This is a genomic window from Haloplanus vescus (genome assembly GCF_900107665.1).
Lineage (GTDB): Archaea > Halobacteriota > Halobacteria > Halobacteriales > Haloferacaceae > Haloplanus > Haloplanus vescus.
The window spans coordinates 1-22,432 of record NZ_FNQT01000007.1 but is presented as its reverse complement, the minus strand read 5'-3'; the positions used below and the strand labels follow the sequence as shown (position 1 = coordinate 22,432).

Below are 22,432 nucleotides of genomic sequence, written 5' to 3'. Positions count from 1 at the left end.
ACGACCCGTATGGACAAGGACACCCTCCGCGAACGCGTCTGGGACGAGCTAGAGGAGAGCGGCGAAGCCCGATTCCCGTTCCCGCCCCACGGGCGCATCCCCAACTTCGCGGGGGCGAGCGAGGCCGCAGAGCGCCTCGCGGCGACCGACGAGTGGGCCGCGGCGACGACGGTCAAAGCGAATCCCGACGCTCCGCAGTTGCCCGTGCGGCGCGCGGCGCTCCGGGCGGGGAAGACTCTCTACGTCGCCGTGCCGCGCCTGCGCGACGAGCAGTGTTTCCGGCGCATCGACCCCGGCGTGGACGACGTCGACGCCGCGACGACCGTGAGCGGCATCGACGAGTACGGCGTCCCGGTGGGCCCCGAGGAGATGGCCCCAATCGACCTTATCGTCAGCGGGAGCGTCGCCGTCGACGAGGACGGCGCCCGCGTCGGCAAGGGCGAGGGGTACAGCGACCTCGAATTCGCGGTGTTGCGGGGGTTCGACCTCGTGGGCGACGAGACGACGACGGCGACGACGGTCCACGAGAAACAGGTGGTCGAGACGCCGGACTCGGCGGCCCACGACGTACCGATGGACCTCGTCGTGACGCCGTCGCGGACGGTCCGAACGGAGGCGGGGGCAAAGCCGTCGGGCATCGACTGGGCGGGGCTGGGGGAGCGAACCGAGGAGATGCCCATACTGGAGCGGCTTCGACCCGACGACGCCGACGGCACATAGCGGGTCTCCGCGGCTGTGACGCCGGAATAGATAGACATTTCCCGGGGTAGCAACCGATTCTGTGGGTGTGTCCCTGACTGACCAACTCTCACGTGCGAGTCGCGTCGCAAGCAAGTACTTCGTCGTCTGGGTGGTGCTGGCGTCGGGTGCCGCGCTGGCGAATCCCGACCCGTTTGTGCCCATCCTGAATTACGTTACGCCGCTTCTCGGCCTCATCATGCTGGGGATGGGCCTGACGCTCCAGCCCGCGGACTTCAAGCGACTGGTCGACCGCCCCGTCGACGTGGGCATCGGCGCCGTGACCCAGTGGCTGGTGATGCCGCTCGCGGCCTACGGGCTGTATATCCTCCTCGACCTGCCCGACGCCATCGGCGTCGGCCTCGTCCTCGTCGGGGCGGCACCCGGCGGCACCGCGTCGAACGTGATGTCCTACCTCGGGCGCGGTGACGTGGCGCTGTCGGTTGCCATCACGACGCTGACGACGCTCGCGGCGCCCATCGTGATGCCCGCGTGGACGCTGTTCATCCTCGGCGAGGGCATCGACGTGACGTTCATGGAGATGTTCACGAGCATCGTCCAAATCGTCATCATCCCCGTGATTCTCGGGTTCACCATCCGCTACCTGCTCGACCGGAAGGCGCCGAAGGCGGCCGAAATCGGCGTCGACGTGTTCCCGGTCATCAGCGTCGTCGCCATCGTCGCCATCGTCGCCGGTGTCGTCGGCGCGAACGTCGAGAACATCCTCACGGCGGGTGCGCTCGTCCTCCTCGCCGTCGTCGCGCATAACGCCATCGGCCTCGGCGCTGGGTTCGGTGTCGGCCGCGCCGCGGGCATGTCCGAGGACCGCGTGCGGACCTGTACGTTCGAAGTCGGCCTCCAGAACAGCGGCCTCGCCGTCGCGCTGGCCACGTCGCTGTTCTCGCCGTCCGCGGCCCTGATTCCCGCCCTGTTCAGCGTCTGGCACAACGTCACCGGCCCGGCGCTCGCGAGTTACTTCACGTGGCGCGACGGAGAGGCGTCGGACGACGCCGTCGCGACGGCGGACTGAACGGCGTCAGTCGACGCCGACGCCCCGGCCGCGACGCAGACTATTTGGTCGCCGGGCGTGACGTGCGGCCGTGCGACTCGTTCAGGTGATGGTCCCCGAGGGGAAACGGGAGACCATCCTGCGAACGCTCGACGACGAGGACATCGACTACGTCGTCACCGACGAGACGAGCGACCGCGAGTACACGGCGATGGTGACGTTTCCGTTGCCACAATCCGCGGTCGAACCGGTGTTGGAACAGCTGCACGACGCGGGCCTCGACCGGGAGGCGTACACCGTCGTCCTCGACGCCGAGACGGTCATCTCGCGTCGATTCGAGAAACTCGTGGAGCGATACGAAGAAGACGAGGAGAACGGGAATCGAATCGCTCGCGAGGAACTCGCGGCGCGGGCGCGGTCGCTCGCCCCCGAGTGGCGGACGTTCGCGACGATGACGGCCATCAGTTCCGTCGTCGCGACGGCGGGCCTCCTCCTCGACTCCGCGGCGGTGGTGGTGGGGTCGATGGTCATCGCGCCCCTCATCGGCCCGGCGATGGCGACGAGTACGGGGTCGGTCGTCGACGACCGCGAACTCCTGCTTCGCGGCGTGAAACTGCAGGTCGCGGGCGGCGTCCTCGCCGTCGTCGCCGCCGCGGCGTTCGCCATCCTCCTGCGGACGGCCCACGTCGTCCCGTTGGAGGCGGCGGACGTGTTCGCCATCGACGAGGTTCGGGAGCGCCTCGTCCCCGACGTGCTCTCGCTGGCCATCGCCCTCGGGGCCGGCGCGGCGGGTGCACTCAGCCTCTCGACCGGCGTCTCGACGGCGCTCGTCGGCGTCATGATTGCCGCGGCGCTCGTCCCCCCGACGGCCGTCGTCGGCATCGGCCTCGCGTGGGGGTCGCCCCAGACCGTCTCGGGTGCGCTCGTCCTCGTCCTCGTCAACTTCCTGTCCATCAACTTCGCGGCGCTGGCCGTCCTCTGGCTGATGGGCTACCGGCCGAAGAGTTGGTTCCGGCGCGAGGAGGCCCGCTCGGCCACCCTCAAGCGCATCGCCAGCCTCGGTGTCGCGCTGCTCGTCCTCTCGACGCTGCTCGCCGGCGTCACGTACGGCACCTACCAGACGGCGGCGTTCGAGGAGAACGTCCGCACCACCGTCGACGACACGCTGGCCGACTATGCGGGGCTGGAGCGACTCTCGGTCAGGGTCACCTACGACCAGCGCTTCCCCTTCACCCGCCCGGAGCGAGTCACGGTCACCGTCGGCCACCCGCCGGGGCAGGAGACGCCACGGCTCGCCAGCACGCTCGCCGAACGAATCGACGCGCTCGAAGACCCGGCGTTCCGCGCCGAGAGCGACGTGACCGTCGAGGTGCAGTACGTCGTCGTGGACGTGGCGCGGAGCGAGCGCGCACGCCTGTCAGCGCCGCACGCGTCAACAGGTGTGAGAGAAACCGGCGCGGGCGTCACCGAGACGCCAGCCTAGCGCGACGGCAGGTCGGGTTCCCAATCGACCGTCTCGACGGCCAAATCGAGCACTTCGTCGACGTTCTCGCCCTCGGTGACGCTCATGTAGGCGTCGGCCTCCACATCCCGCGAGCGGTCGCTCTTGTTACAGACGGTGATGACGGGCGCGTCGAAGCGCTCGACGACGGCGTCACGCAGGTCGAGTTGGACATCGATTGGGTAGCCACACGCTCCGCTGGCGTCGACGACGAAGAGGACGGCGTCGGCGAGATGAGAGAGCGCACTGACCGCTTGATTCTCGATGTCGTTTCGCTCGGCTTCGGGCCGGTCAAGCAGGCCGGGCGTGTCGATAATCTGATAGCGGATGTGGTCGCGCTCGAAGTGCCCAATCTGAATCCCGCGGGTGGTGAACGGGTAGCGGGCGATTTCGTTGTCGGCGCGGGTCACGTCGTTGACAAAGGAGGATTTGCCCACGTTCGGATAGCCGGCGACGACGATGGTCGGTTCGTCGGAGCGGATGTCGGGCAGGTCACGGAGGGCGTCCCGTGCCTCGCCGACGCGGCGGAGGTCCTCGGAGACTTCCTCGACCACGTCGGCCATGCGCGCAAAGGCCTGCTTGCGGTGTTTGCGCGCCGTCTCGGCGTCCGTCTTCCGGAGTTTCGAGTTGTACTCGCGCTGAATCTCCTCGACCTGCCGGCTGGCCCACGTCACCTCGGAGAGACTGGCCCGGAGGGCGTCGAGGCCGACCTGTTCAGTGCCGTCGTCGCCGGTGCGTGACGGGATTTCGCGTCGCAACACCGCGTCCGCGAGGTCGCGGTAGAACGGGGCGACGACGCCGAAGTCCGGCCACTCCGTCACCACGTTCTCCAAGTTGTCGGAGAGGATGTTACCAGCGGTCTGGAGCATCGACTGCTGGGCTTCCACCCCCGATTTCGCGCGCCCGGAGCGAGCGGCGCGCGAGAACGCTTTGTCGATGAGTTCCTCCGACCAGGGCGTGGTCGGAAGGCCTTCGAAAATCATTGTCGACGCTTCGACACGCGCGGATAAAAGGTCGTCCGTTCGTCGCTACGCCGTCGAGACGCGCGTGTCCGGGGATTCGTCGTCGGTGTCCGCGCGCCAGCGGACGATGCCGGCAGCGACGAGGAGGGCGCCACCCGCGACGAGCAAAACTGGTTCGGCGCCGAGGACGAAGCGACTCGGGCCGGCGTAGGTCGACACCTCGACGTACAAGCCGGGGTCGAGCGCGTAGTGGAGCGCAGCCCGGAGCGCGTAGAAGAGGACGACGCCGCCCACCGCGGCCGGAACCACGGCGAGGCGTCGCCACCGGAGTGCGGCGACAGACCCGACGACGCCGAGGACGGCGAGGCGAGTGAGTAGTTGCTCCTCGTGGTTCAGCGGCCCGTCCCAACCGGTCATAATCGTGCCTTCGTAGCCCGGGGCGACGTGAACGAGGCCCTGCCGGACGCCGACGAGGACGGCGAGGAGGCCGACGAGAGCGAGGACGATGGGGACCAATCGGCGGCGCTGCATGCGCGCCACTTCGAGCTACGCTGACATCAACGCTGGGGCTACCGGTCCAGATACTCGCCCTGGACGGCCACGACTTCGGCGGAGTCCTCGCAGTCGGCGTACCGGCGCAAGGGTTCGTCGTTGAGTTCGAGAAAGGTCTCGCCCCACGTGAACTTCGAGAGGATGCGCTCGGCGGCGTCGCGGTCACCGAGGATGACCAGTCCGGCCGCCAGCGCTTCGACCGTCGTCAGGCGGAACGGCTTGCCGAAGTTGACGGGGTTGGCGGCGACAAGGTAGGGGAGCGCACGGTGTTCGCCGGGGAGGGAGAAGCGCGCCTCGCCCGCCGACTCCCACGAGCAGTCGAGGGCGACGAGCGTCTCCGTCGCGTCCGCTGGCGAGAGCGCCTGCTCCGCGTGCGGGTTGAGGACGACGCCGTAGGGCGTCGCCCGGTCCGAGCGATGCAGGTCGACGAGGTCGAACCGCGCGAGTTTGCGGGCCGTACACTTCTCGGGGTCGTCGTCGCCCGCGTAGCGCACGTGGAGGTCCACGCCAGAGGCAGGCGGGCGTCGAATAAATGGGTTGTCGTCGGCGCCTTGATGCGGGTGCCGACGAAACGAACGTGCATGGACGACTGCGACGCCGTGCGGGCGTACTACGAGGCCATCGACGAGGGGGACGACGAGCGTCTCCGCGGACTCCTCGACCCCGACTTCGTGCAGGAACGGCCGGACCGAACCTTCGAGGGGCGAGCGGCGTTCGTGCGGTTCATGCGCGAGGACCGCCCCCGCACCGACACCGAACACGTACTGTCCGAGGTGTGTGCAGGGGACGGGGCGGTGTTCGCCCGCGGCCGCTTACGGAGCGCCGAGGGCGACGACCTGTTCGGGTTCGTGGACGTGTTCCGCGTCGGCGAGCGAATCGAGTCGCTGACGACCTACACGAACTAGTCGCGGTCGCCCGAGCCGAGGGCGCTCTCGCCCACCTTCTCGTGGCCCTCGATGACCTCTAGCCCGCCCATGTAGGGGCGGAGCGCCTCGGGGACCGTGACGGTGCCGTCCTCGTTCTGGTAGTATTCGAGGATGGCGACCATCACGCGCCCGACGGCGGTGCCGGAGGCGTTGAGCGTGTGGAGATACTCCGCCGACTCGTGGCGCTCGGGACGGTAGCGAAGCCCCGCGCGGCGCGACTGGAAGTCCTCGAAGTTGGAGGCGCTGGAGACTTCGAGCCACCGGCCGCCTTGCTCGGGGGCGTCGTCGCCGTCGGTGCCCGGCGCCCACACCTCGATGTCGTAGGTCTTCGCGGACGCGAAGGTGAGGTCGCCCGTACAGAGCGAGAGGATGCGGTAGGGGAGGCCGAGGCGACGCAGGACCTCCTCGGCCTCGTCGACGAGGCCTTCCAGACGGTCGTAACTCTCCTCGGGGTCGACGAAGTTGACGAGTTCCACCTTGTTGAACTGGTGGACGCGGACGATGCCGCGCGTCTCGGTGCCGTGTTCGCCCGCCTCGCGTCGGAAGTTGGGCGTGTACGCCTGATGTTTGAGCGGCAGGTCGTCGCTGAGGAGGATGTCGTCGGCGTACATGTTGGTGACGGGCACCTCGGCGGTGGGACAGAGCCACAGGTCGTCGTCGTCGTACTCGGTGGTCTCCTCGCCACCGATGCGGTAGGCGTCGTTGGCGAACTTGGGCAGCTGGCCCGTGCCCTCCATCGAGGAGGACTTGACGGGGACGGGCGGGAACAGGTCGACGTAGCCCTGTTCGCGGTGGACGTCCATCATGAACTGGATGAGCGCGTGTTCGAGGCGGGCGCCCTCTCCCTTCAGGAAGTAAAAGCCCGCGCCGGTGGTCTTGGCGCCGCGTTCCTCGTCGATGATGTCGAGGTCCTCGCCGAGGTCGTAGTGGGGCGTCACCGTCTCGGGCAGGTCGCGCAGGTCGTCGAAGCCGTGGCGGCGGTCCTCGACGTTGTCGCTCTCGTCCTCGCCGACGGGCACGTCCTCGTGGGGGACGTTCGGAATCTCCATCAGGCCCGCTTCGAGTTCGGCTTCGAGTTCGTCGGCACGGGTTTCGACCTCCTCCAAACGCTCTTTGAGCTCTTGGGAGCGCTCGATGGCCTCCTCGGCCTCCTCGTCCTTGCCGTCGGCCTTCAGCTGGCCGATGCGGTCGCTGACTTGGTTGCGCTCGTGGCGCAGGTCGTCGCCCTCGCTTTTGAGCGACCGCCACTCCTCGTCGATGTCGAGGAGTCGGTCGAGGTCAACGTCATCGGCCATTCCCCGGTCGGCGAGGTTCTGTCGCACCTCGTCCGGATTCTCGCGGAGATACTGCCTGCTGAGCATTTGGCCGACCTTCTCGTGGGCGCGACAAAACCGTGTCGGGACACTTGCGACCGACAGAACGTTTTTCACCGCCGCCGTCGGCGTGTGCCCATGGCTACTGGCGACCTCACCGCAGTCGAGGGTACCGACGTCTACTACGTCGACGTGGGCGCGTACGACGTGCCCGGTTACGGGTCGGTCTACATTCTCGACGCCGACCGCCCCGCCGTCGTCGACACCGGACTGGGGACGAACGTCGACGTCATCGTCGACGCCCTCGACGAAATCGGAATCGACTCGCTGGAGTACATCCTGGCGACGCACGTCCACCTCGACCACGCGGGTGGTGCGGGCTATCTGGCCGATATCTACCCCGAGGCGACGGTGCTGATTCACGACATCGGCGTGCGCCACCTGATCGACCCCTCGCGACTCGTCGAGGGGACGAAAGCCGCCGTCGGTGAACAGTGGCAGTATTACGATGACCCGAAACCGGTGCCCGAAGACCGAATCGAGGGGATCGAAGGCGGCGACGAAATCGACCTCGGCGACCGGACGGTCGACGTGATTCACGCCCCCGGCCACGCACCCCATCAGGTCCTCTTTCACGACCGGGCCGACGACGTCCTCTTCTCGGGGGACGCGGCGGGCATCCGACCCGACGACTCCGACCGCCTCGTTCCCACCTCACCGCCCGTCAACTTCGACCTAGAGGGCTGTCTCGACGACGCCGACACCATCGCCGAGCGAAATCCCGACTACCTCTGTTTCGGCCACTTCGGCGCCGTGGCGTTCACGCCCGCCCTGATGGACGAGTACGTGGACGTGCTCTCGTCGTGGGTCGACTCGGTGTGCGAGAAGCGCGCGGAACTGGCGGACGACGACGCAGTCATCGAGCACTTCGTGGAAACGGCAGAGCTCATCGAACCGTGGGGAGAGCGCAAGAGTCGCGCGGAGGCGCGCCTCAACACCAAGGGCGTGCTTCGATACCTCGACCAGCAAGAGTTTTTTTTTGTCCGCTTATCCACCGAGAAAGTAGATATTAACAGAATTTTATCGCCGTAAATCGGTACTAAAACGACGGGTTTTATCCCGATTGGCCGTGTGGTCACACACTATGGAGGTGCGCTGATGGCGGCCGGCAGTGGCAATCTCATCACGCTCGTCGCGGCGCTAATCGGCGTCGGGGTCGTGGCACAGATCCTCTCGGATCGGTTCCGCATCCCGAGTGTCGTCTTCCTGCTCGCGTCGGGTGTCATTCTCGGCCCCGAGGTGTTGGGAATCGTCGGTCCCGACTCGTTCGGGAACGCGCTCTCGGTCATCGTCGGCCTCTCGGTGGCGATTATCGTCTTCGAGGGGGCCTTCCACCTACGCATCGGTCGCCTGCGCGAAGCGCCGGCGGCGACGTTCAAACTCGTGACCCTCGGCGCAGTCATCGCGCTCGTCGGGACGGCCGTCACAATCCACTATCTGCTCGGCGTCGACTGGTTCGTCTCGGCGCTCATCGGGGCGTTGCTGGTCGCCACGGGGCCGACTGTCATCGCGCCCATCCTCGAAGTGGTGCCGGTGCGCAACCGCGTCGGCACCGCGCTGGAGACGGAGGGTATCGTCAACGACGTGACCGCGGCGATTCTGGCCGTCGTCATCTTCGAGGCCATCATTCAGGACGTTCGCGCGCCGGCCGAACTGCTCGCGCTCTTCACTCAGCGACTGGGCACGGGCCTCATCGTCGGCGTCATCGTCGCGGGCATCGTCTTCTACGCGCTGCGATACATCGACCTCTCGCCGGGGAACGCGCCACAGAACGCTCGCCTACTGGTGCTCGGCGGGGCACTCGTCGCCTACGGGGCGGCAGAAGCCGTCGCCACCGAGGCGGGCATCGCTGCCGTCGCCACCGCGGGCATCCTCCTCGGGAACGCCGACGTGCCCTACGAGGAGGAGATTACCGACTTCAAGGGCGACATAACGCTCATCGTCCTCTCCTTTGTCTTCATCACGCTGGCGGCGCTGCTCCAGTTCGAGTATCTCGCTGCTCTGGGGCTGGCGGGCATCCTCGTCGCCGTCGTTGTCGCCCTCGTCATCCGCCCGGCGCTGGTGTTCATCAGCACGGCGGGCGACCGATTCACCCGCGGAGAGCGCCTGTTCATGAGTTTCGTCGGGCCGCGCGGCATCATCCCGGCCTCGGTCGCGACGCTGTTCGCCGTTGAGTTCCGCGCCGAAGGGATGCCCGAGGTGGCGAACGCCCTCGTGGGCACCGTCTTCCTCGTCATCTTCCTCACGGTCGCATTCGAAGCCGGTTTCGCCAGACAGATCGCCGAATTCCTGGACGTGATACCAATGCGTGTAATCATCATCGGCGCCGGAGACGTGGGACGGACCCTCGCTCGGCGCCTCGAAGAACGTGGAGAGAACGTCGTCCTCGTCGAACGGGACGTGAACAGCGTAGAGAAAGCCCGCAACGAAGGGCTGACCGTCCACCACGGCGACGGCACCGACACCGAGGTGTTGCGCTCCGCCGGGGCGGAGAACGCCAAAATCGTCGCCACGACCACCGGCGACGACGACGTGAACCTGCTGGTGGCCCAGCTGGCCGACTCGAAGTTCTCGCCCGACACCATCCTCGCGCGGGTGAACAACCCCGACAACGTGGACGCGTTCGAGGACCTCGGCGTGCGCGCCATCTCCGCCGTCGACGCGACGGCGATGGCCTTCGACGGCTACATTGAGCGACCGTCGCTCGTCAACTGGATGAGCGAAATCGGCGAGAACGGCGAGGTGCAGGAAATCGAGGTCACGTCCGACGAACTCGTCGGCAAGACCCTCTCGGACATCGGGCCGAAGCTCCCGCCGCGATGTCTGATCGCTCTCATCTCCCGCGACGGGGAGACCATCGTTCCCGACGGTGACTGTCGACTCGAACGCGGCGACCGAATCACCCTCATCGGCGACGACGAATCGGTGTTCGAGGCGCTGTCCTTCGCCCACCCCGACGACGAGTGAGCGGCGATTCGGGCGACGACGGTGCAGTCCGGCAATCCGACGGTCTTAAACGGTTGCCACGAGAATAGCTGAGGGATGAGTGACCCGGCTCTCGAAGTCGTCGAGTTCCTCCTGACCGCCCACGTCTACACGGACGACCGGAGTCTCGGCGAGAGCGATCTACCCCCACGCTACCGGCGTGTATTCTGGGCCGACAAAGACGACGACGACACGGACGACGACGCCATCGCTGGCGGCATCGAGCGCCCGCTGATAGTCACCGAACAGACCGCTCGGCAGGCGACGGGCGTCGAACACCCCTGGGAAGCCATTTCCGACCTGCTGTTCACCGAACAGGAGGGCTTCTCCGGACGCATCTCGATTACGCAACTGGACATGGCCATCGACTGGCTGGTCGAGCGCGCCGACCGAGAGCGCCTGGCGACCAACCCCACGGTCGCGTCGGTCGTCGCCGGCCGCGACGACGTGGACGTGACCCTCGAAGAGGCCCGCGAGCAGACCCGGCCCATCCACGCCGACCGCGTGTGGATCGACAGCCTCCTCGACGCCTACTTCGACGAGGAAGAGGACGCCGAGATGCTCGACCTCGTGCAGGTGCGCGCCCCCGAGGAAATCGAGATGACGCTCGACGACCTCGTGCTCACCGCAGACCAAGAGGGTGAGATTCAGAAGATCGTCAAGGCCATCGAACACCGCGACTACCTCGCGGAGATCGGCCTGCGCGAAATCGGCAAACTCCTCTTCGTCGGGCCGCCGGGGACGGGGAAGACGACCGCTTCACGCGCGCTCGCACACGAACTCGGCCAGCCCTTTGTCGAGGTGAAACTGTCGATGATCACCAGTCAGTACCTCGGCGAGACGGCGAAAAACGTCGAGAAGACCTTCGAGGTGGCCAAACGGCTCTCGCCGTGTATCCTCTTCATCGACGAGTTCGACTCGGTGGCGAAGACCCGTCGCTCGGACGAACACGCCGCGCTCAAGCGTGCGGTCAACACCCTCCTCAAGAGCATCGACGACATCAGCCTCATCCGCGACGAGGTGCTCCTCATCGGGGCGACCAACCACCCCGACCAGCTCGACGCCGCCGCGTGGCGTCGCTTCGACGAAATCGTCAACTTCCCCAAGCCGGACCGCCAGATGCGCTCCGACATCCTCGAAGTCATCACCCAACGGATGGACATCGCGGAGTTCGACCCCGGCGAAGTGGCCGAACTCACCGACGGCCTCACGGGGAGCGACCTCCGGATGGTCCTGCGGGAGGCGGTCCTCGAAGCCCTGACCGAGGAGCGGACGACGCTCACGCAGAAGGACATCGTCGATGCCGTGGAGGACTTCGAAGAGCGGGACAACCTGAAGAACATGGACATGATCGACGGCGACTCGGACACCCTCGTCGCTGGCGACGGTGGCCACTCGCACGACCACGATCACGACCACTGAGCGCGGCGAAGAACTCGTTTTGCAGCCTTATTCCGCCCAGCCCGGCCGATAGCTCGGGGCGGGCGTCTCCGGGGCGGGTCGAAGCACCGCCGAGGCGACGGCCGCGACGGCGAGGAAGGGCAGTATCGGCAACAGGAACAGGAGACACAGCGCCGCGACGGCGTGGCTGACCCGTACCATCACCCGCTCTGCAAACGACATACCGAGTGTCGCTCTCCGGTTCATGGTCGGCCGGACGTGACGGACTGCCGTCAGTAAATCGGGTCGGCAGTCAGCGCGAGTCGGTGCGGAGTTGGCCGACGCTGCGCTCGATTTCAGCGACTTTCTCCGTCTGTTGCTCGGCGGCGCGGGCGACCTGTCGGACCTCGTTTGCGACCCGTTCGGACCGGTCGCGGGCGTCGTCGACCATGGCGGCGATTTCCTCGGCGCTCGCGGCCTGTTCGTCCGTCGCCGTCGACACCTCCTGGATGCCCGCCACGGCGTCGCCGACGGCGTCGACGATGTCGTCGAGTTTCTCCATCCCGGCTTCGACCTCCGAGACGCCGGCGTCGATGTCGTCCTCGGTCGCTTCGAGGCTGTCGACCGTGCGTTCGGTTCGGCGCTGTACGTCGACGATCATCGACTCGATTTCGCCCGCCTGCTCTTGGGCCTGCTGAGCGAGTGACTTGATTTCGTTGGCGACGACGGCGAACCCGTCGCTGTCGCGGTCGGCGCGCGCCGCCTCGATGTTGGCGTTCAGGGCGAGGAGGTTCGTCTGGTCCGCGATGTCGTTGATGACGTCGATGACTTCGTCGATTTCGTCGACGGTGCCGCTGAGTTCGTCCACGTCGCCGCGCACGTCCTGACTCGAGTCGCGGACCGACGACATGGCGTCTCGTGCGCCTTGGCTGAGTTCGCGCCCACCCTCGGCGTGGTCGCGCGCTTGTCGACTGGTGTCGGCGACGGAGTCGGCGGTCGAGGCCACCTCCTCGATGGTCGCGCTGAGGTTCGACACCTCGCCCGCCACCTCCTCGGTGCGTTCGGCCTGTTCGTCCGCAATCTCCTCCATCCGGGTGGCGCTCTCGGCCACCTCCTGCGTGATTTCGCGGAGCTCGCGGGTCTGGTCGTCCACGTCGGCGACGAGGTCGTCGAGGGTCGACCCCATCTCGTTGAGAGAGTCGACGACCGTCAGCAGTTCCTCGTCGATGTACTCGTCGGCCTCGAATTCGGCGCGGGCACCGAGGTTACCGCCCTGGATGGCGTGCATGGCCGTGGTGACTTCCTCGACCAAGTCCTCGACACGCTCTCGGCGACGGACCTCCTCAGTCCGGTCCTTGACGAGTTCGACTACGCCGACGAGTTCGCCGTCCTCGTACAGGGGCGAGGCGCTGAAGACGATGTGGCGGGTGTCGCCGCGCGTGTCGGTGAAGGCGCTCTGGTCGCGATACTCCGGGTGGTCGCCGTCGTCGATGCGTTCGACGTCGAACTCCTCGTGGGCGCCCTCGGGCGCTTCGAGGACCTTGTCCGCGAGCGTCTTGGCGCGGCGGCCGTCCTGATACCACGCCTCGCCGACGGAGTCGGCCGTCCGCGCGTCGGCCTGACTGCTTCCCGTCAACTCCTCCATCCCGCTGTTCCACAGGACCACCTCGTGGTCGGCATCGAGAATGAAAATCGGGGCGCCGATGCGACCGACGATGCGGTCGAACGAGAGGGGGAAATCGGCCACGTGCTGGTCGGGGGGTTGGGATACCGTCATGTGGATATGGCGGACAACCAGTTAGAACGTCATATACTTACGGGGCGAATTATCTCGGCTGATAGCGAGTGACACACGTGGCCGAGAGCGTCGCCCGCAGACGGTTTGCCGTACGACCGGTGGGTCGCCGGACCGTCTGCATCACCCGAACCCAGTTACAGTATCTCAGTCGTCGCCAGCGATGTCGAGGACAGCGCGGAAACGCGCCTCGTTCGACACCATCCGGTCGTAGGCTTCGTCGACGTCGTCGAGAGAGAACCGTTCGACGACGGGCGTGATGTCGCGGAGGTCGCTGAACTCGAGGGTGTCCTGCGAGTCGCGGGCGTCGCCGGAGCCCCACCCGGAGACGGAGCCAGCGGTGCCGACGAGATGCTGGATGTCGACCGGGACGGGTTCGCCGGGGATGCCGACGACGACGACGTCGCCGTCGGTGCCGATACCGCCGACGACGGACTCGATGGCGTCTGCCGACGGCGCCGTCGAGAGGACGACCTTGGCGCCACCGAGTTCCTGCAGGGCCTCGGCGGGGTCTCGCTCGCTCGCGTCCACGAAGTGGTCGGCACCCAGGTCGAGAGCGAGGTCACGTTTCTCGGGGCTGCGGGAGATGGCGACCGTCTCGAATCCGGCGGCGTGGGCGTACTGGACCCCGAGATGTCCGAGGCCGCCGACACCGACGACAGCGACGACGTCGCCGGCGCTGGCGTCGCTGTTCCGGAGGGCGTTGTAGGTGGTCACACCGGCACAGAGGAGGGGCGCGGCGTCGACGGCATCGAGGTCCTCGGGGACGGCCGCCACCGCTTCGGCGGGGACCGTCGCGTACTCGGCGTAGCCGCCGTCGAAGGTGAGACCCGTGATTTCCGCGTTCTCACACTGGAGGAAGTTGCCGCGGCGACAGGCCTCACAGGAGTGACAGTGGCCACCGTGCCACCCGGCACCCACGCGGTCACCTTCGCTCCACATCGAGACGTCGTCGCCAACGGCGTCGACGTGGCCGACGACTTCGTGGCCGGGCGTTCGCGGGTAGGAGACGCCGGGGAACGTCCCCTCTTTCACGAAGACATCGCTGTGACAGACGCCGCAGGCGTCGACGGCGACCCGTACCTCGTCGGGGGCGGGGTCCGGAACCGGCTTCTCGACGACTTCGAAATCGGCACCAGCCTCGGGAACCATGGCTGCACGCATCGTATCGGTCATGCAGGAGCATACAGCGGAGCCGGCGGCAAAAGTCCGGGCATTCCGGAGAATAGACAGCACGTCGCACACGGGACGAGAGCGGACAGGACTATTACCGTGGCCGACAAGAGAGCACCGTGACGGGGAGAGCATGCCTGTCGGACTGACCGAGGCGGCGTTCGCGTCGCTCCCGACCCCTGCCGTTGTCCTCGACGAGACCGGCCGAATCGTCGAGTCGAACGCGGCTTGGGAGGCGTTCGCCGACGACCACGACCATCCGCTCGCGCCGGAGACCGACGCGCCGTATCTCGAGGCGTTGGCGCAGTCGTCGAACGAGCAGGCCGCCGTACTCGCCGACCGAGTGCGGGCGCTCCTCGATGCGGAGGCCGACGTGACGGACGGCGAGTACCTGTACGACGCCCGTGGAGAGGCGATTCGCGTCCGATACGCGCTCCTGGGCGACGGCGACGGTCGACACGCGGTCCTGACGCACGCGCCGACCGACAGCCGCACGGACGCAGACGCGGACCTCCACCTCAAAGAGCGCGCGATGGACGCCACACCAATCGGCATCACCATCTCGGACCCGAGCCAGCCGGACAACCCAGTCATCTACGCCAACGCAGCCTTCGAGCGGATTACGGGCTACCCGGTATCGGAGGTGCTGGGTCGCAACTGTCGCTTCCTGCAGGGTGAGGATACCGACCCCGCGACGGTCGACCGGATGCGTCACGCCGTCGACAACTGGGAACCCGTGACCGTCGAGGTTCGCAACTACCGCCGGAACGGCGAGGAGTTTTGGAACGAAGTGACCATCGCACCAATATACGACGAGAACGGCGAGCCGTCGCATTACGTCGGCTTCCAACAAGACGTGACGGATCGAAAGGAGGCCGAAGAGGCCCTCGAAACCGAGCGTGACCGCCTCGCGCTCCTCAATCAGATTGTCCGTCACGACATCCGCAACGACATGTCGGTCGCACTCGGCTGGGGTAGCGAACTCGCTGACCGACTCCCGCCGGAGGAGGCCGATATCCTCGAACGCGTCATGACCGCCGCGACGCACACGAAAGAGCTCACCGAGGCGGTCGGCGACTTGGCCGAGATTCTGGGCCCGGTCGACCCCGAACTCGAACCGGTCCGCCTCGACGAGGTGCTCGAACGCGAGACCGAGCGCGTGCGGTCGAACTTCGACTACCGCACCGAGAGCGTCAACATCAGCGGCGACGACGACCTGCCGGCAGTGGACGTGCTGGCGACGTCGATTCTCTCCTCGGTGTTCGGCAACCTCCTCGACAACGCCGTCTTCCACAACGACAAGACCCGGGTCGAGATTTCGGTCGCCGTCGAAGTCCGACCCGAGACGGTCCTGGTCCGGGTTGCCGACAACGGGCCGGGGATTCCCGACCCGCGCAAGCGCGAAGTGTTCGGTCGTGGCGAGAAAGGCCTCGAAAGCCCGGGGAGCGGCCTCGGTCTCTACCTCGTCGACAACCTCGTGCAGACGTACGGCGGACGCGTATGGATCGAAGACAACGACCCCTCGGGGTCCGTCGTCTGTGTCGAACTGCGACGGGCGAACCCGGACGAACCCTAATCCTCGATGGCCGACGACCACGGCGGATTCGAAGACGTTCGTGAGACGGTCGACGGTCACCCGATGGTGGAGTTACTCGCCTACGCCAAGTCGTACTGGCCGCGGCTGACCCTCGGCATCCTGGCAGCGTTCTGTACGCGCTTTGCCCGTCTCGTCCCACCGCTGCTCGTCGCGACGGCCATCGACCGCGTCATTCTCGGCTCCGCGGAACCAGGACTGCTCGCCCGCGTCGGCCTCCTGCCCGGCGACCCCATCAGCGGCGTGGCGGCGCGGACGGCGCTGCTCGAACAGTTGGTGGTCATCGCGGCGCTCGCGTACGTGATTCGGTCGGTGACGCGCTTTGCCTCGCGGTATCTGCTCCAGTCGGCTGCCCAGAAGATACAGCGTGACCTCCGGACCGACGCGTACGACCACATCCAGACCCTCTCGATGGACTTCTTCGTCGACCACCAGACCGGCGGGATGATGTCCATCCTCAACAGCGACATCAACCGACTGGAGCAGTTTCTCAACACCGAGTTCCGGCAGATAATCCGCGTCGTCGCCACCGTCGGCGGTATCGCGGCGATTCTGTGGAGTTACTCGCCGAAACTCGCCGCCATCGCCCTCGCGCCCGTCCCCATCATCGGCGTCGCCAGCGCACTCTTCCTCCGGTGGATCGAGCCGCGCTACAAGTCGATTCGGGAGGCCGTGGCGCGTCTCAACACCCGCCTCGAAAACAACCTCGGCGGCGCAGCGGTCATCAAGTCGTTCAACCGCTACGGCTTCGAACGCGAACGCGTTGCCGAGCGAAGTCAAGCGTACCACGACGAGAAGGTGGCCGCCCTCCGCATTCGCCGGGCGTTTTTCGCCACCCTCCGCCTGCTGACCGGCGTCGTGTTCGTCCTCGTGCTCTACATCGGCGGCCTCGACAACATCACCGGGGTCGAGGGCGCACTCAGCGCCGGCAGCTTCGCCCTCTTTTTCCTCTATCTCCGGCGCCTCTACTCGCCGATGCGCCGCGTTGGGAAATCGGCCAACAAGTATCAACTGGCCAAATCGAGCGCCGAACGCGTGTTCGGCCTCCTCGGGCGCGAGCCGACGATAACTTCGCCGGCCGACCCGCACCGCCCCGAGGCAGTCGACGGCGCGGTGACGTTCGACGACGTGACCTTCGCCTACGGCGACCGCGAACCAGTGCTCGAAGGGATTTCGCTCGACGTGCCCGCGGGGGCGACTATCGGCCTCGCCGGTGCGACCGGCGCCGGCAAGTCGACGCTCGTGAAACTCGTTCCGCGATTCCACGACGTGGACGACGGCGCAGTGTGTGTCGACGGCGTCGACGTGCGCTCGTACGACCTCCGGGCGCTCCGGGAGGAAGTCGCCGTCGTCGAACAGACGCCCTACCTGTTCTCGGGCACCGTCGCCGAGAACATCGCGTACGGGGACCGCGAGACTCTCGACGGGGAACGCCGCGAGGACGACGCGGCGAGCGAACGCGTCGTCGAAGCCGCGAAAGCTGCGGAAGCCCACGAGTTCGTCGCTGACCTCCCGGCGGGCTACGACACGCTGATCGGCGAACGGGGTGTGAAGCTCTCGGGCGGGCAGCGTCAGCGTCTCGCCATCGCCCGCGCCCTCCTCAACGACCCCGCGATAATCATCTTCGACGAGGCGACGAGCGACGTCGACACCGAGACCGAAGAGCGGATTCAAGAGAGCCTGAACCGACTGGTCGAGGACCGCACGGCGTTCGTCATCGCCCACCGCCTCTCGACGCTGCAAGACGCTGACCGCATCGTCGTCCTCGACGACGGCAACGTCGTCGAGTCGGGGACCCACGACGACCTACTCGCGACGGGCGGGGAGTACGCCAGCCTCTGGCGCGCACAGGCGGACGCCGCCGTCGCCGACGACTGAGTCTGGACAGCCACGACACGCGTTGACGACGAACACTTATTTCGGTCACCGACAGAGTGGCGTCCATGCCGAAGGCTCCAGTTCCGGACGGCTGGCTCAAGGTCGGCCGTCGCGAGTACGAGCACCGGACCGTCGAAGTCGAAGCGAAGTTCCAGCCCACGCCCGAGCGAGACGGGAACTTCGAGGTGTGGCTCGTCGACGAGGAGGCGGAGGAGTCGACACGAGTCGAGAACGTCCAGCCGAACGAGACGGACGCCCGAGAACTCGCCAAGGACGTGATGGAGACGTTCAGCGCCGCGTTCGACGACGCGGTGGCGGACGCCGACGGGGACGAGGCCATCGCGACGGCCATCGAACGCGCCGCGGCCGAGCACCGCGCCTGAGCGAAGGTTAACGACGCCCCCGGGCGAACGACGGGCCATGTCCGACACGCCCGACTCGTTTCACGTCGACGACGTGGCGCCCGGCGAGAAACGACAGGTTCGGTACGCGGTGAGCGAGACGTATCTGGGCGGCTACCGGTCGTACGGACAACGGTGGATGGCCGGCGCGGGACACGACGAGTGACAGTCAACCGAGAGCGTCGACGCCGCAGTGTGTTGAAGAGTGTCACTATCGAACCAAATTAACTATACCCCTCGGTGCAGTGTACGGAACCGACGGTCATGAAACTCGCTACTATCGGTGTGGGCAACGCCGGCAGCAAGGTCATCGACCGGATGGTCGAGTTCGAATCCGAGACCAACCGGAACCTCTGTCGACACGTCCACGCAATCAACACCGCCCGAACGGACCTCGCCAAGCCCGAATACATCCCCGAAGAACAGCGCGTTCTGGTCGGCGACACGAACCAGAAGTCGAAGGGCCACGGCGTCGGCGGCGACGTCGAAATCGGCGCCGAGGTCATGTCCGCCGACATCGACGAGATTCGTCGTGCGTTCGACGACATCGAGATTCACAACGTCGACGCGATTCTCGTCGCTGCGGGCCTCGGCGGCGGCACCGGCAGCGGTGGCGGCCCCGTCGTCATCGACGCCCTCCAAGACATGTACGACGAACCGGTGTACGCCCTCGGCATCCTCCCCGGCGAATACGAAGGCGGCCGCCCGGCGCTGAACGCCGCTCGCTCCCTCCAGTCGTTCGTCAACAAGGTGGACAACTTCATCGCCTTCGACAACGACGCCTGGCGCGCCCGCGACCAGACCATCGAAGAGGGCTACGAGGAGATGAACCGCGAACTCGCGGCCCGAATCGTCACGCTGCTTGCGGCGGGCGAAACCGACGACACGGACGTGGCGGAGAACGCCATGGACTCCAGCGACATCATCCGCACGCTCGCCACGGACGGAGTGTCCTCCATCGGGTACGCCGCCACGGCAGTCGACGCCCAGCCCGAAGGCCTCCTCGACAGGTGGGGCGGCGGCGGCCGCGAGGACGACCCTCTCGACGACGCCAGTCAGGCAACGAAAATCAAGTCGCTCGTCCGCCGCGCCACTAACTCACGGCTGACGCTGCCGTGTGAGGTGTCGAGCGCCGAACGAGTGCTCGTCGTTATCTCCGGCCCGCCGAGCGAGTTCTCTCGGAAAGGCATCGAGAGCGCTCGCCAGTGGCTCGAACAGGAAGCCGAGACGGTCGAAGTACTCGTCGGCGACGACCCTCGGGAGAACTCCTCGCGACTCTCCGCGGCGGTGCTCCTCTCGAACGTCTCGGACGCCCCGCGCATCGACACGATTCAGAATCAAGCGGTCGACGCGCAGGAACAGATCGCCGAGCAACAGGCCGAGCGCGAAGAGAAGATTAACAACCTGATTACGGACGAAAACGACGACCTCGACCCCGTCGTCTGAACCGTGTTTCGAACTGCACGCGACCCAGCCACGCGACGAGGGCAGCGATGAAACTCGCATTAGTCGGTGTCGGTGGCGCCGGGTGCCGCCTCGTCGATACGATTCGCGGCCTCGAGAGCAACGGCGACCGACAGCTGTGCTACGGGAACCTACTGACGATAGACATCTCGCGGACCGACGACGACGACTTCGACCACGTCCCGCGTGACCAACACGTCACCATCGGCGACACGCACCGCGAGGTCGACGACGGCGTCGCCGGCGATCAGGACCTCGCGGTCGAAGTCACCCGGACCGACTTCCCCGAGATTCAGCGCGAACTCGACGAGATTCGGATGCGCAAACTCGACGGCGTGTTGGTCGTGGCAGGGCTGGGTGGCGGCACCGGAAGCGGCGCCGGGGCCGTCCTCGTCGAGCGACTCCAAGAGTTGTACGACAAACCGGTGTACGTCCTCGGCGTGCTTCCGGGCGCCGACGAACCCGATTCGATGGCTGTGAACGCCGCCCGCTCGCTCAGGTCCATCGTTCCGGCGGCCGACAGCACCATCCTCTTCGACAACGACCGCTGGGTCGACGCCGACGCAGAGGACCGGTTCGACCAGCCGAACCAAGAGCTGGCCTCGCGCGTCCTGACGCTGTTCGCCAGAGGCCAAATCGACCCCGAAGCCATCGGCGCCAACACGCTGGACTCCAGCGACATCATCCGCACGCTCTCGCCGGGCGGCGTCGCGTCCATCGGCTACGCCGCGACCGAACTCGAAACCGGTGGCGGCCTCCTGTCGTGGCTCCTCTCGCTTTTCACCGGCGATGACGACGAGGAATCCTCCCAGCGGACCGACGCCGGCCGGATTCAGAGTCTCGTCCAGCAGTCGCTCAACTCGCGGCTGACGCTCCCCTGTGAGGTGTCGAGCGCCGAACGCGCACTCGTCGTCCTGTCCGGACCTCCAGAAGAGCTCTCTCGCCGCGGGTTCGAGAGCGCCCGCCAGTGGCTCGAAGAGGAGACGGAAACCGTCGAAGTGCTCGCCGGCGACGACCCGCGGAGTGGGTCATCGACCATCGCCGCCGTGGTGTTGCTCTCGAACGTCACCGAGGTGCCACAGATAGACGCGATGCAGCGACGCGCCGTCGAACACGAAGTCGACGCCGAGGCGGTGCCGACGGCCACCGAGGACGACGCGAGTTAATCAGCCATTCTCATCGCCCGCCGTCACGCGGGCGAACCGCGTTCGCGAGGGTGACGAGCAGTCCCAGTAGCCACCCGATTGGGGCGGCGAGCCCGGACCACATCGCGACGAACGCGAGTCCGGACAGGTCGAACTGCTGTCGGATCACCGTACTGAGGTTGCCGACGACGAGGAGGTTATCGAGAATCCACGCCGCCAGCGACGTGCTCCGCGGGAGGATGATTTCGCCGAGCGTGGGCGAGAACAGCGCGGCCGTCACGGGCGGCAGGAAGATGGCCGCGACGGCGAAGGGGTACGCGACGACGAACGTCACCCGTCGGCCGCCGGTCCGCGCAGCTGCCCACGCGAGTCCCGCCGACCCCGTCGCGACGACGCTGGCGGTGAGGACGGCCTTGAACCCCGCGGCCGGGAGTTGGCCCCACGCCAACGCCGTCAGCGCACTCCAGGCGACGCCGACGGCGGCCAGGAGCGCGAGCAGTCCCAGTCCGGTCGCGACTTGATTGAGTCGGTGTGTCACGTACCGGACCCAGAAGCCAGCCACCACGAACGGGTACGTGACCCCGATGAGGACGGCCCCGAGCGCACTCCACACCCAGAATCCGACGCGTTCGCGGGTCGTCTGTGGACTCCAGCGAGCCCGAACGGGATGCCGGTTCGACTCACTCGAGAACAGGAGCTGGCGCCACGCGGTCAGTAACCACATCAGATCGGCTCTGACCGCGGTGACGAGGGTAGCGTCCGTCGGCATTGGTTCACGGTTCTCGATTATGGCGGTTAACAGTTTTCGCTCGAACGTCAGCAATCGCGTTCTGTCTACTGAATCGAGTGTACGCCCTTAGAAACGATGTCAACTGTCCGCTATCGGGGAATTACCCGATACCACCAGTAGTGTCTCCACTACCGGGAGAGATATCCGAGGGCCGCTGAATATAGCGAAAAAGCCCTCAGAAATCGGATTCTGAGGGTTCGTGTCAAGCCAAGGGCCGGATTTGAACCGGCGATGGGCGGCTCTGCAGGCCGCTGCGTTAGGCCGAACTCTGCCACCTTGGCGCGTCCGCTACTATCGGTGTCTGTCGCTTAAGCCTAGCGGTCGGCGACGAGACAGCCTCGCTGACGGCTAGTGAGTCGTACAGACGTATCTCTGCGGATGATGAAAATGGAGAGCGAGACAGCACTCGCTCTCGAACAATGAATGAAGTATGAATGGTGAGGCGGCGAATCGGATCTCCCAGAGGGTCGCCCACTCCAGTACTGACCGATACGCAGGCAGGCTTAACGTCCGTGTTCGGGATGGGTACGGGTGTGTCCCTGCCGCTCTGGCCGCCTTCATGCCGACCGACGGAATCGAACCGTCGTCACACCAGGGTCGGTAACGACCGTATGATACGTGCGATCCAGTTAACGCCTGGACCCAATCAGTCAGATCAGGTCACAGTGCGAAATCAGATGAATGTGGCTTGGACTGTTAGTGCTCGCGGGCTGAACGCCTCGTTGCCTCGGCGCGTACACCCCGAGTCTATCGAACTCGTCTTCTA

21 protein-coding genes, 1 tRNA gene and 2 rRNA genes are annotated in these 22,432 nt (G+C 66.5%); 13 read left to right on the top strand and 11 right to left on the bottom strand.

What is annotated here, in order from left to right:
- The first annotated feature begins 9 nt into the window (after positions 1-9).
- The 3 genes from BLU18_RS14090 (at position 10) to BLU18_RS14080 (ending at position 3,230) form a co-directional block, all read left to right on the top strand.
- The gene (locus tag BLU18_RS14090) at positions 10-720 is read left to right on the top strand and encodes a 5-formyltetrahydrofolate cyclo-ligase (protein WP_092636013.1); all 711 of its coding nucleotides are present in this window, start codon (positions 10-12) and stop codon (positions 718-720) included.
- A 67-nt stretch (positions 721-787) separates the two neighbouring features.
- Positions 788-1,768 (top strand): bile acid:sodium symporter family protein, encoded by a 981-nt coding sequence (locus tag BLU18_RS14085; RefSeq protein ID WP_092636011.1) that lies wholly within the window; start codon positions 788-790, stop codon positions 1,766-1,768.
- Positions 1,769-1,838: 70 nt separating this feature from the next.
- Complete coding sequence (locus tag BLU18_RS14080; protein ID WP_176791258.1) at positions 1,839-3,230, top strand: TIGR00341 family protein; 1,392 nt, start codon at positions 1,839-1,841, stop codon at positions 3,228-3,230.
- Here the strand turns inward: BLU18_RS14080 and BLU18_RS14075 are convergent.
- From BLU18_RS14075 to BLU18_RS14065, 3 genes are read right to left on the bottom strand one after another with little or no spacing between them, the layout of a single operon-like run.
- Positions 3,227-4,231 (bottom strand): NOG1 family protein, encoded by a 1,005-nt coding sequence (locus BLU18_RS14075; protein ID WP_092636009.1) that lies wholly within the window; start codon positions 4,229-4,231, stop codon positions 3,227-3,229. The genes BLU18_RS14080 and BLU18_RS14075 overlap by 4 nt on opposite strands.
- A gap of 45 nt (positions 4,232-4,276) precedes the next feature.
- Positions 4,277-4,741: a hypothetical protein gene (locus BLU18_RS14070; RefSeq protein WP_092636007.1), complete on the bottom strand. Its 465-nt coding sequence runs from the start codon at positions 4,739-4,741 to the stop codon at positions 4,277-4,279.
- Positions 4,742-4,779: 38 nt separating this feature from the next.
- Positions 4,780-5,268 carry a DUF367 family protein gene (locus BLU18_RS14065; protein WP_092636005.1) on the bottom strand — a complete coding sequence of 163 codons (489 nt, stop codon included), beginning with the start codon at positions 5,266-5,268 and terminating at the stop codon, positions 4,780-4,782.
- Between the two features lie 75 nt (positions 5,269-5,343).
- Here BLU18_RS14065 and BLU18_RS14060 point away from each other — a divergent pair, with 75 nt between their 5' ends.
- Positions 5,344-5,667 carry a nuclear transport factor 2 family protein gene (locus tag BLU18_RS14060; protein WP_092636003.1) on the top strand — a complete coding sequence of 108 codons (324 nt, stop codon included), beginning with the start codon at positions 5,344-5,346 and terminating at the stop codon, positions 5,665-5,667.
- Here the strand turns inward: BLU18_RS14060 and serS are convergent.
- Entirely contained in the window at positions 5,664-7,049 is a 1,386-nt protein-coding gene (gene serS / locus BLU18_RS14055; protein ID WP_092636001.1) for a serine--tRNA ligase, read from the bottom strand. The genes BLU18_RS14060 and serS overlap by 4 nt on opposite strands.
- Before the next feature lie 90 nt (positions 7,050-7,139).
- Between serS and BLU18_RS14050 the strand changes: the two genes are divergently transcribed.
- From BLU18_RS14050 to BLU18_RS14040, 3 genes are all read left to right on the top strand, one after another.
- Positions 7,140-8,093, top strand: a complete 954-nt coding sequence (locus tag BLU18_RS14050) for an MBL fold metallo-hydrolase (protein WP_092635999.1) — start codon at positions 7,140-7,142, stop codon at positions 8,091-8,093.
- Between the two features lie 66 nt (positions 8,094-8,159).
- Positions 8,160-10,028 (top strand): cation:proton antiporter domain-containing protein, encoded by a 1,869-nt coding sequence (locus tag BLU18_RS14045; RefSeq protein ID WP_092635997.1) that lies wholly within the window; start codon positions 8,160-8,162, stop codon positions 10,026-10,028.
- 75 nt (positions 10,029-10,103) lie between these two features.
- Entirely contained in the window at positions 10,104-11,468 is a 1,365-nt protein-coding gene (locus tag BLU18_RS14040; RefSeq protein ID WP_092635995.1) for an ATP-binding protein, read from the top strand.
- 27 nt (positions 11,469-11,495) lie between these two features.
- Here BLU18_RS14040 and BLU18_RS14990 read toward each other — a convergent pair whose 3' ends face one another.
- The 3 genes from BLU18_RS14990 to BLU18_RS14030 all read right to left on the bottom strand — a co-directional run bounded on the left by BLU18_RS14990 (position 11,496) and on the right by BLU18_RS14030 (position 14,385).
- The gene (locus BLU18_RS14990) at positions 11,496-11,669 is read right to left on the bottom strand and encodes a hypothetical protein (protein WP_176791256.1); all 174 of its coding nucleotides are present in this window, start codon (positions 11,667-11,669) and stop codon (positions 11,496-11,498) included.
- Positions 11,670-11,739: 70 nt separating this feature from the next.
- Positions 11,740-13,203: a methyl-accepting chemotaxis protein gene (locus tag BLU18_RS14035; protein WP_092635993.1), complete on the bottom strand. Its 1,464-nt coding sequence runs from the start codon at positions 13,201-13,203 to the stop codon at positions 11,740-11,742.
- Between the two features lie 165 nt (positions 13,204-13,368).
- Positions 13,369-14,385, bottom strand: coding sequence for an alcohol dehydrogenase (locus BLU18_RS14030; RefSeq protein WP_092636086.1), 1,017 nt, complete (start codon positions 14,383-14,385; stop codon positions 13,369-13,371).
- Between the two features lie 142 nt (positions 14,386-14,527).
- On the opposite strand from BLU18_RS14030, the gene BLU18_RS14025 reads away from it, so the two are divergent.
- The 6 genes from BLU18_RS14025 to BLU18_RS14005 all read left to right on the top strand — a co-directional run bounded on the left by BLU18_RS14025 (position 14,528) and on the right by BLU18_RS14005 (position 20,897).
- Entirely contained in the window at positions 14,528-15,970 is a 1,443-nt protein-coding gene (locus BLU18_RS14025; protein WP_176791255.1) for a PAS domain-containing protein, read from the top strand.
- 6 nt (positions 15,971-15,976) lie between these two features.
- Positions 15,977-17,866 carry an ABC transporter ATP-binding protein gene (locus tag BLU18_RS14020; protein ID WP_092635989.1) on the top strand — a complete coding sequence of 630 codons (1,890 nt, stop codon included), beginning with the start codon at positions 15,977-15,979 and terminating at the stop codon, positions 17,864-17,866.
- Positions 17,867-17,931: 65 nt separating this feature from the next.
- Positions 17,932-18,249 (top strand): hypothetical protein, encoded by a 318-nt coding sequence (locus tag BLU18_RS14015; RefSeq protein WP_092635987.1) that lies wholly within the window; start codon positions 17,932-17,934, stop codon positions 18,247-18,249.
- Positions 18,250-18,286: 37 nt separating this feature from the next.
- The gene (locus tag BLU18_RS14985; protein ID WP_176791254.1) at positions 18,287-18,433 is read left to right on the top strand and encodes a hypothetical protein; all 147 of its coding nucleotides are present in this window, start codon (positions 18,287-18,289) and stop codon (positions 18,431-18,433) included.
- 98 nt (positions 18,434-18,531) lie between these two features.
- Positions 18,532-19,713, top strand: coding sequence for a tubulin/FtsZ family protein (locus tag BLU18_RS14010; protein ID WP_092636084.1), 1,182 nt, complete (start codon positions 18,532-18,534; stop codon positions 19,711-19,713).
- 47 nt (positions 19,714-19,760) lie between these two features.
- Positions 19,761-20,897: a tubulin/FtsZ family protein gene (locus BLU18_RS14005; RefSeq protein WP_092635985.1), complete on the top strand. Its 1,137-nt coding sequence runs from the start codon at positions 19,761-19,763 to the stop codon at positions 20,895-20,897.
- Between the two features lie 10 nt (positions 20,898-20,907).
- Here the strand turns inward: BLU18_RS14005 and BLU18_RS14000 are convergent, their stop codons facing one another.
- From BLU18_RS14000 to BLU18_RS15055, 4 genes are all read right to left on the bottom strand, one after another.
- Complete coding sequence (locus BLU18_RS14000; RefSeq protein WP_092635983.1) at positions 20,908-21,645, bottom strand: hypothetical protein; 738 nt, start codon at positions 21,643-21,645, stop codon at positions 20,908-20,910.
- A 226-nt stretch (positions 21,646-21,871) separates the two neighbouring features.
- Positions 21,872-21,947 (bottom strand) — tRNA-Cys (locus tag BLU18_RS13995).
- Between the two features lie 156 nt (positions 21,948-22,103).
- Positions 22,104-22,225 (bottom strand): 5S ribosomal RNA (gene rrf, locus BLU18_RS13990).
- Positions 22,226-22,342: 117 nt separating this feature from the next.
- Positions 22,343-22,432, bottom strand: a 23S ribosomal RNA gene (locus BLU18_RS15055); the annotation flags it as partial.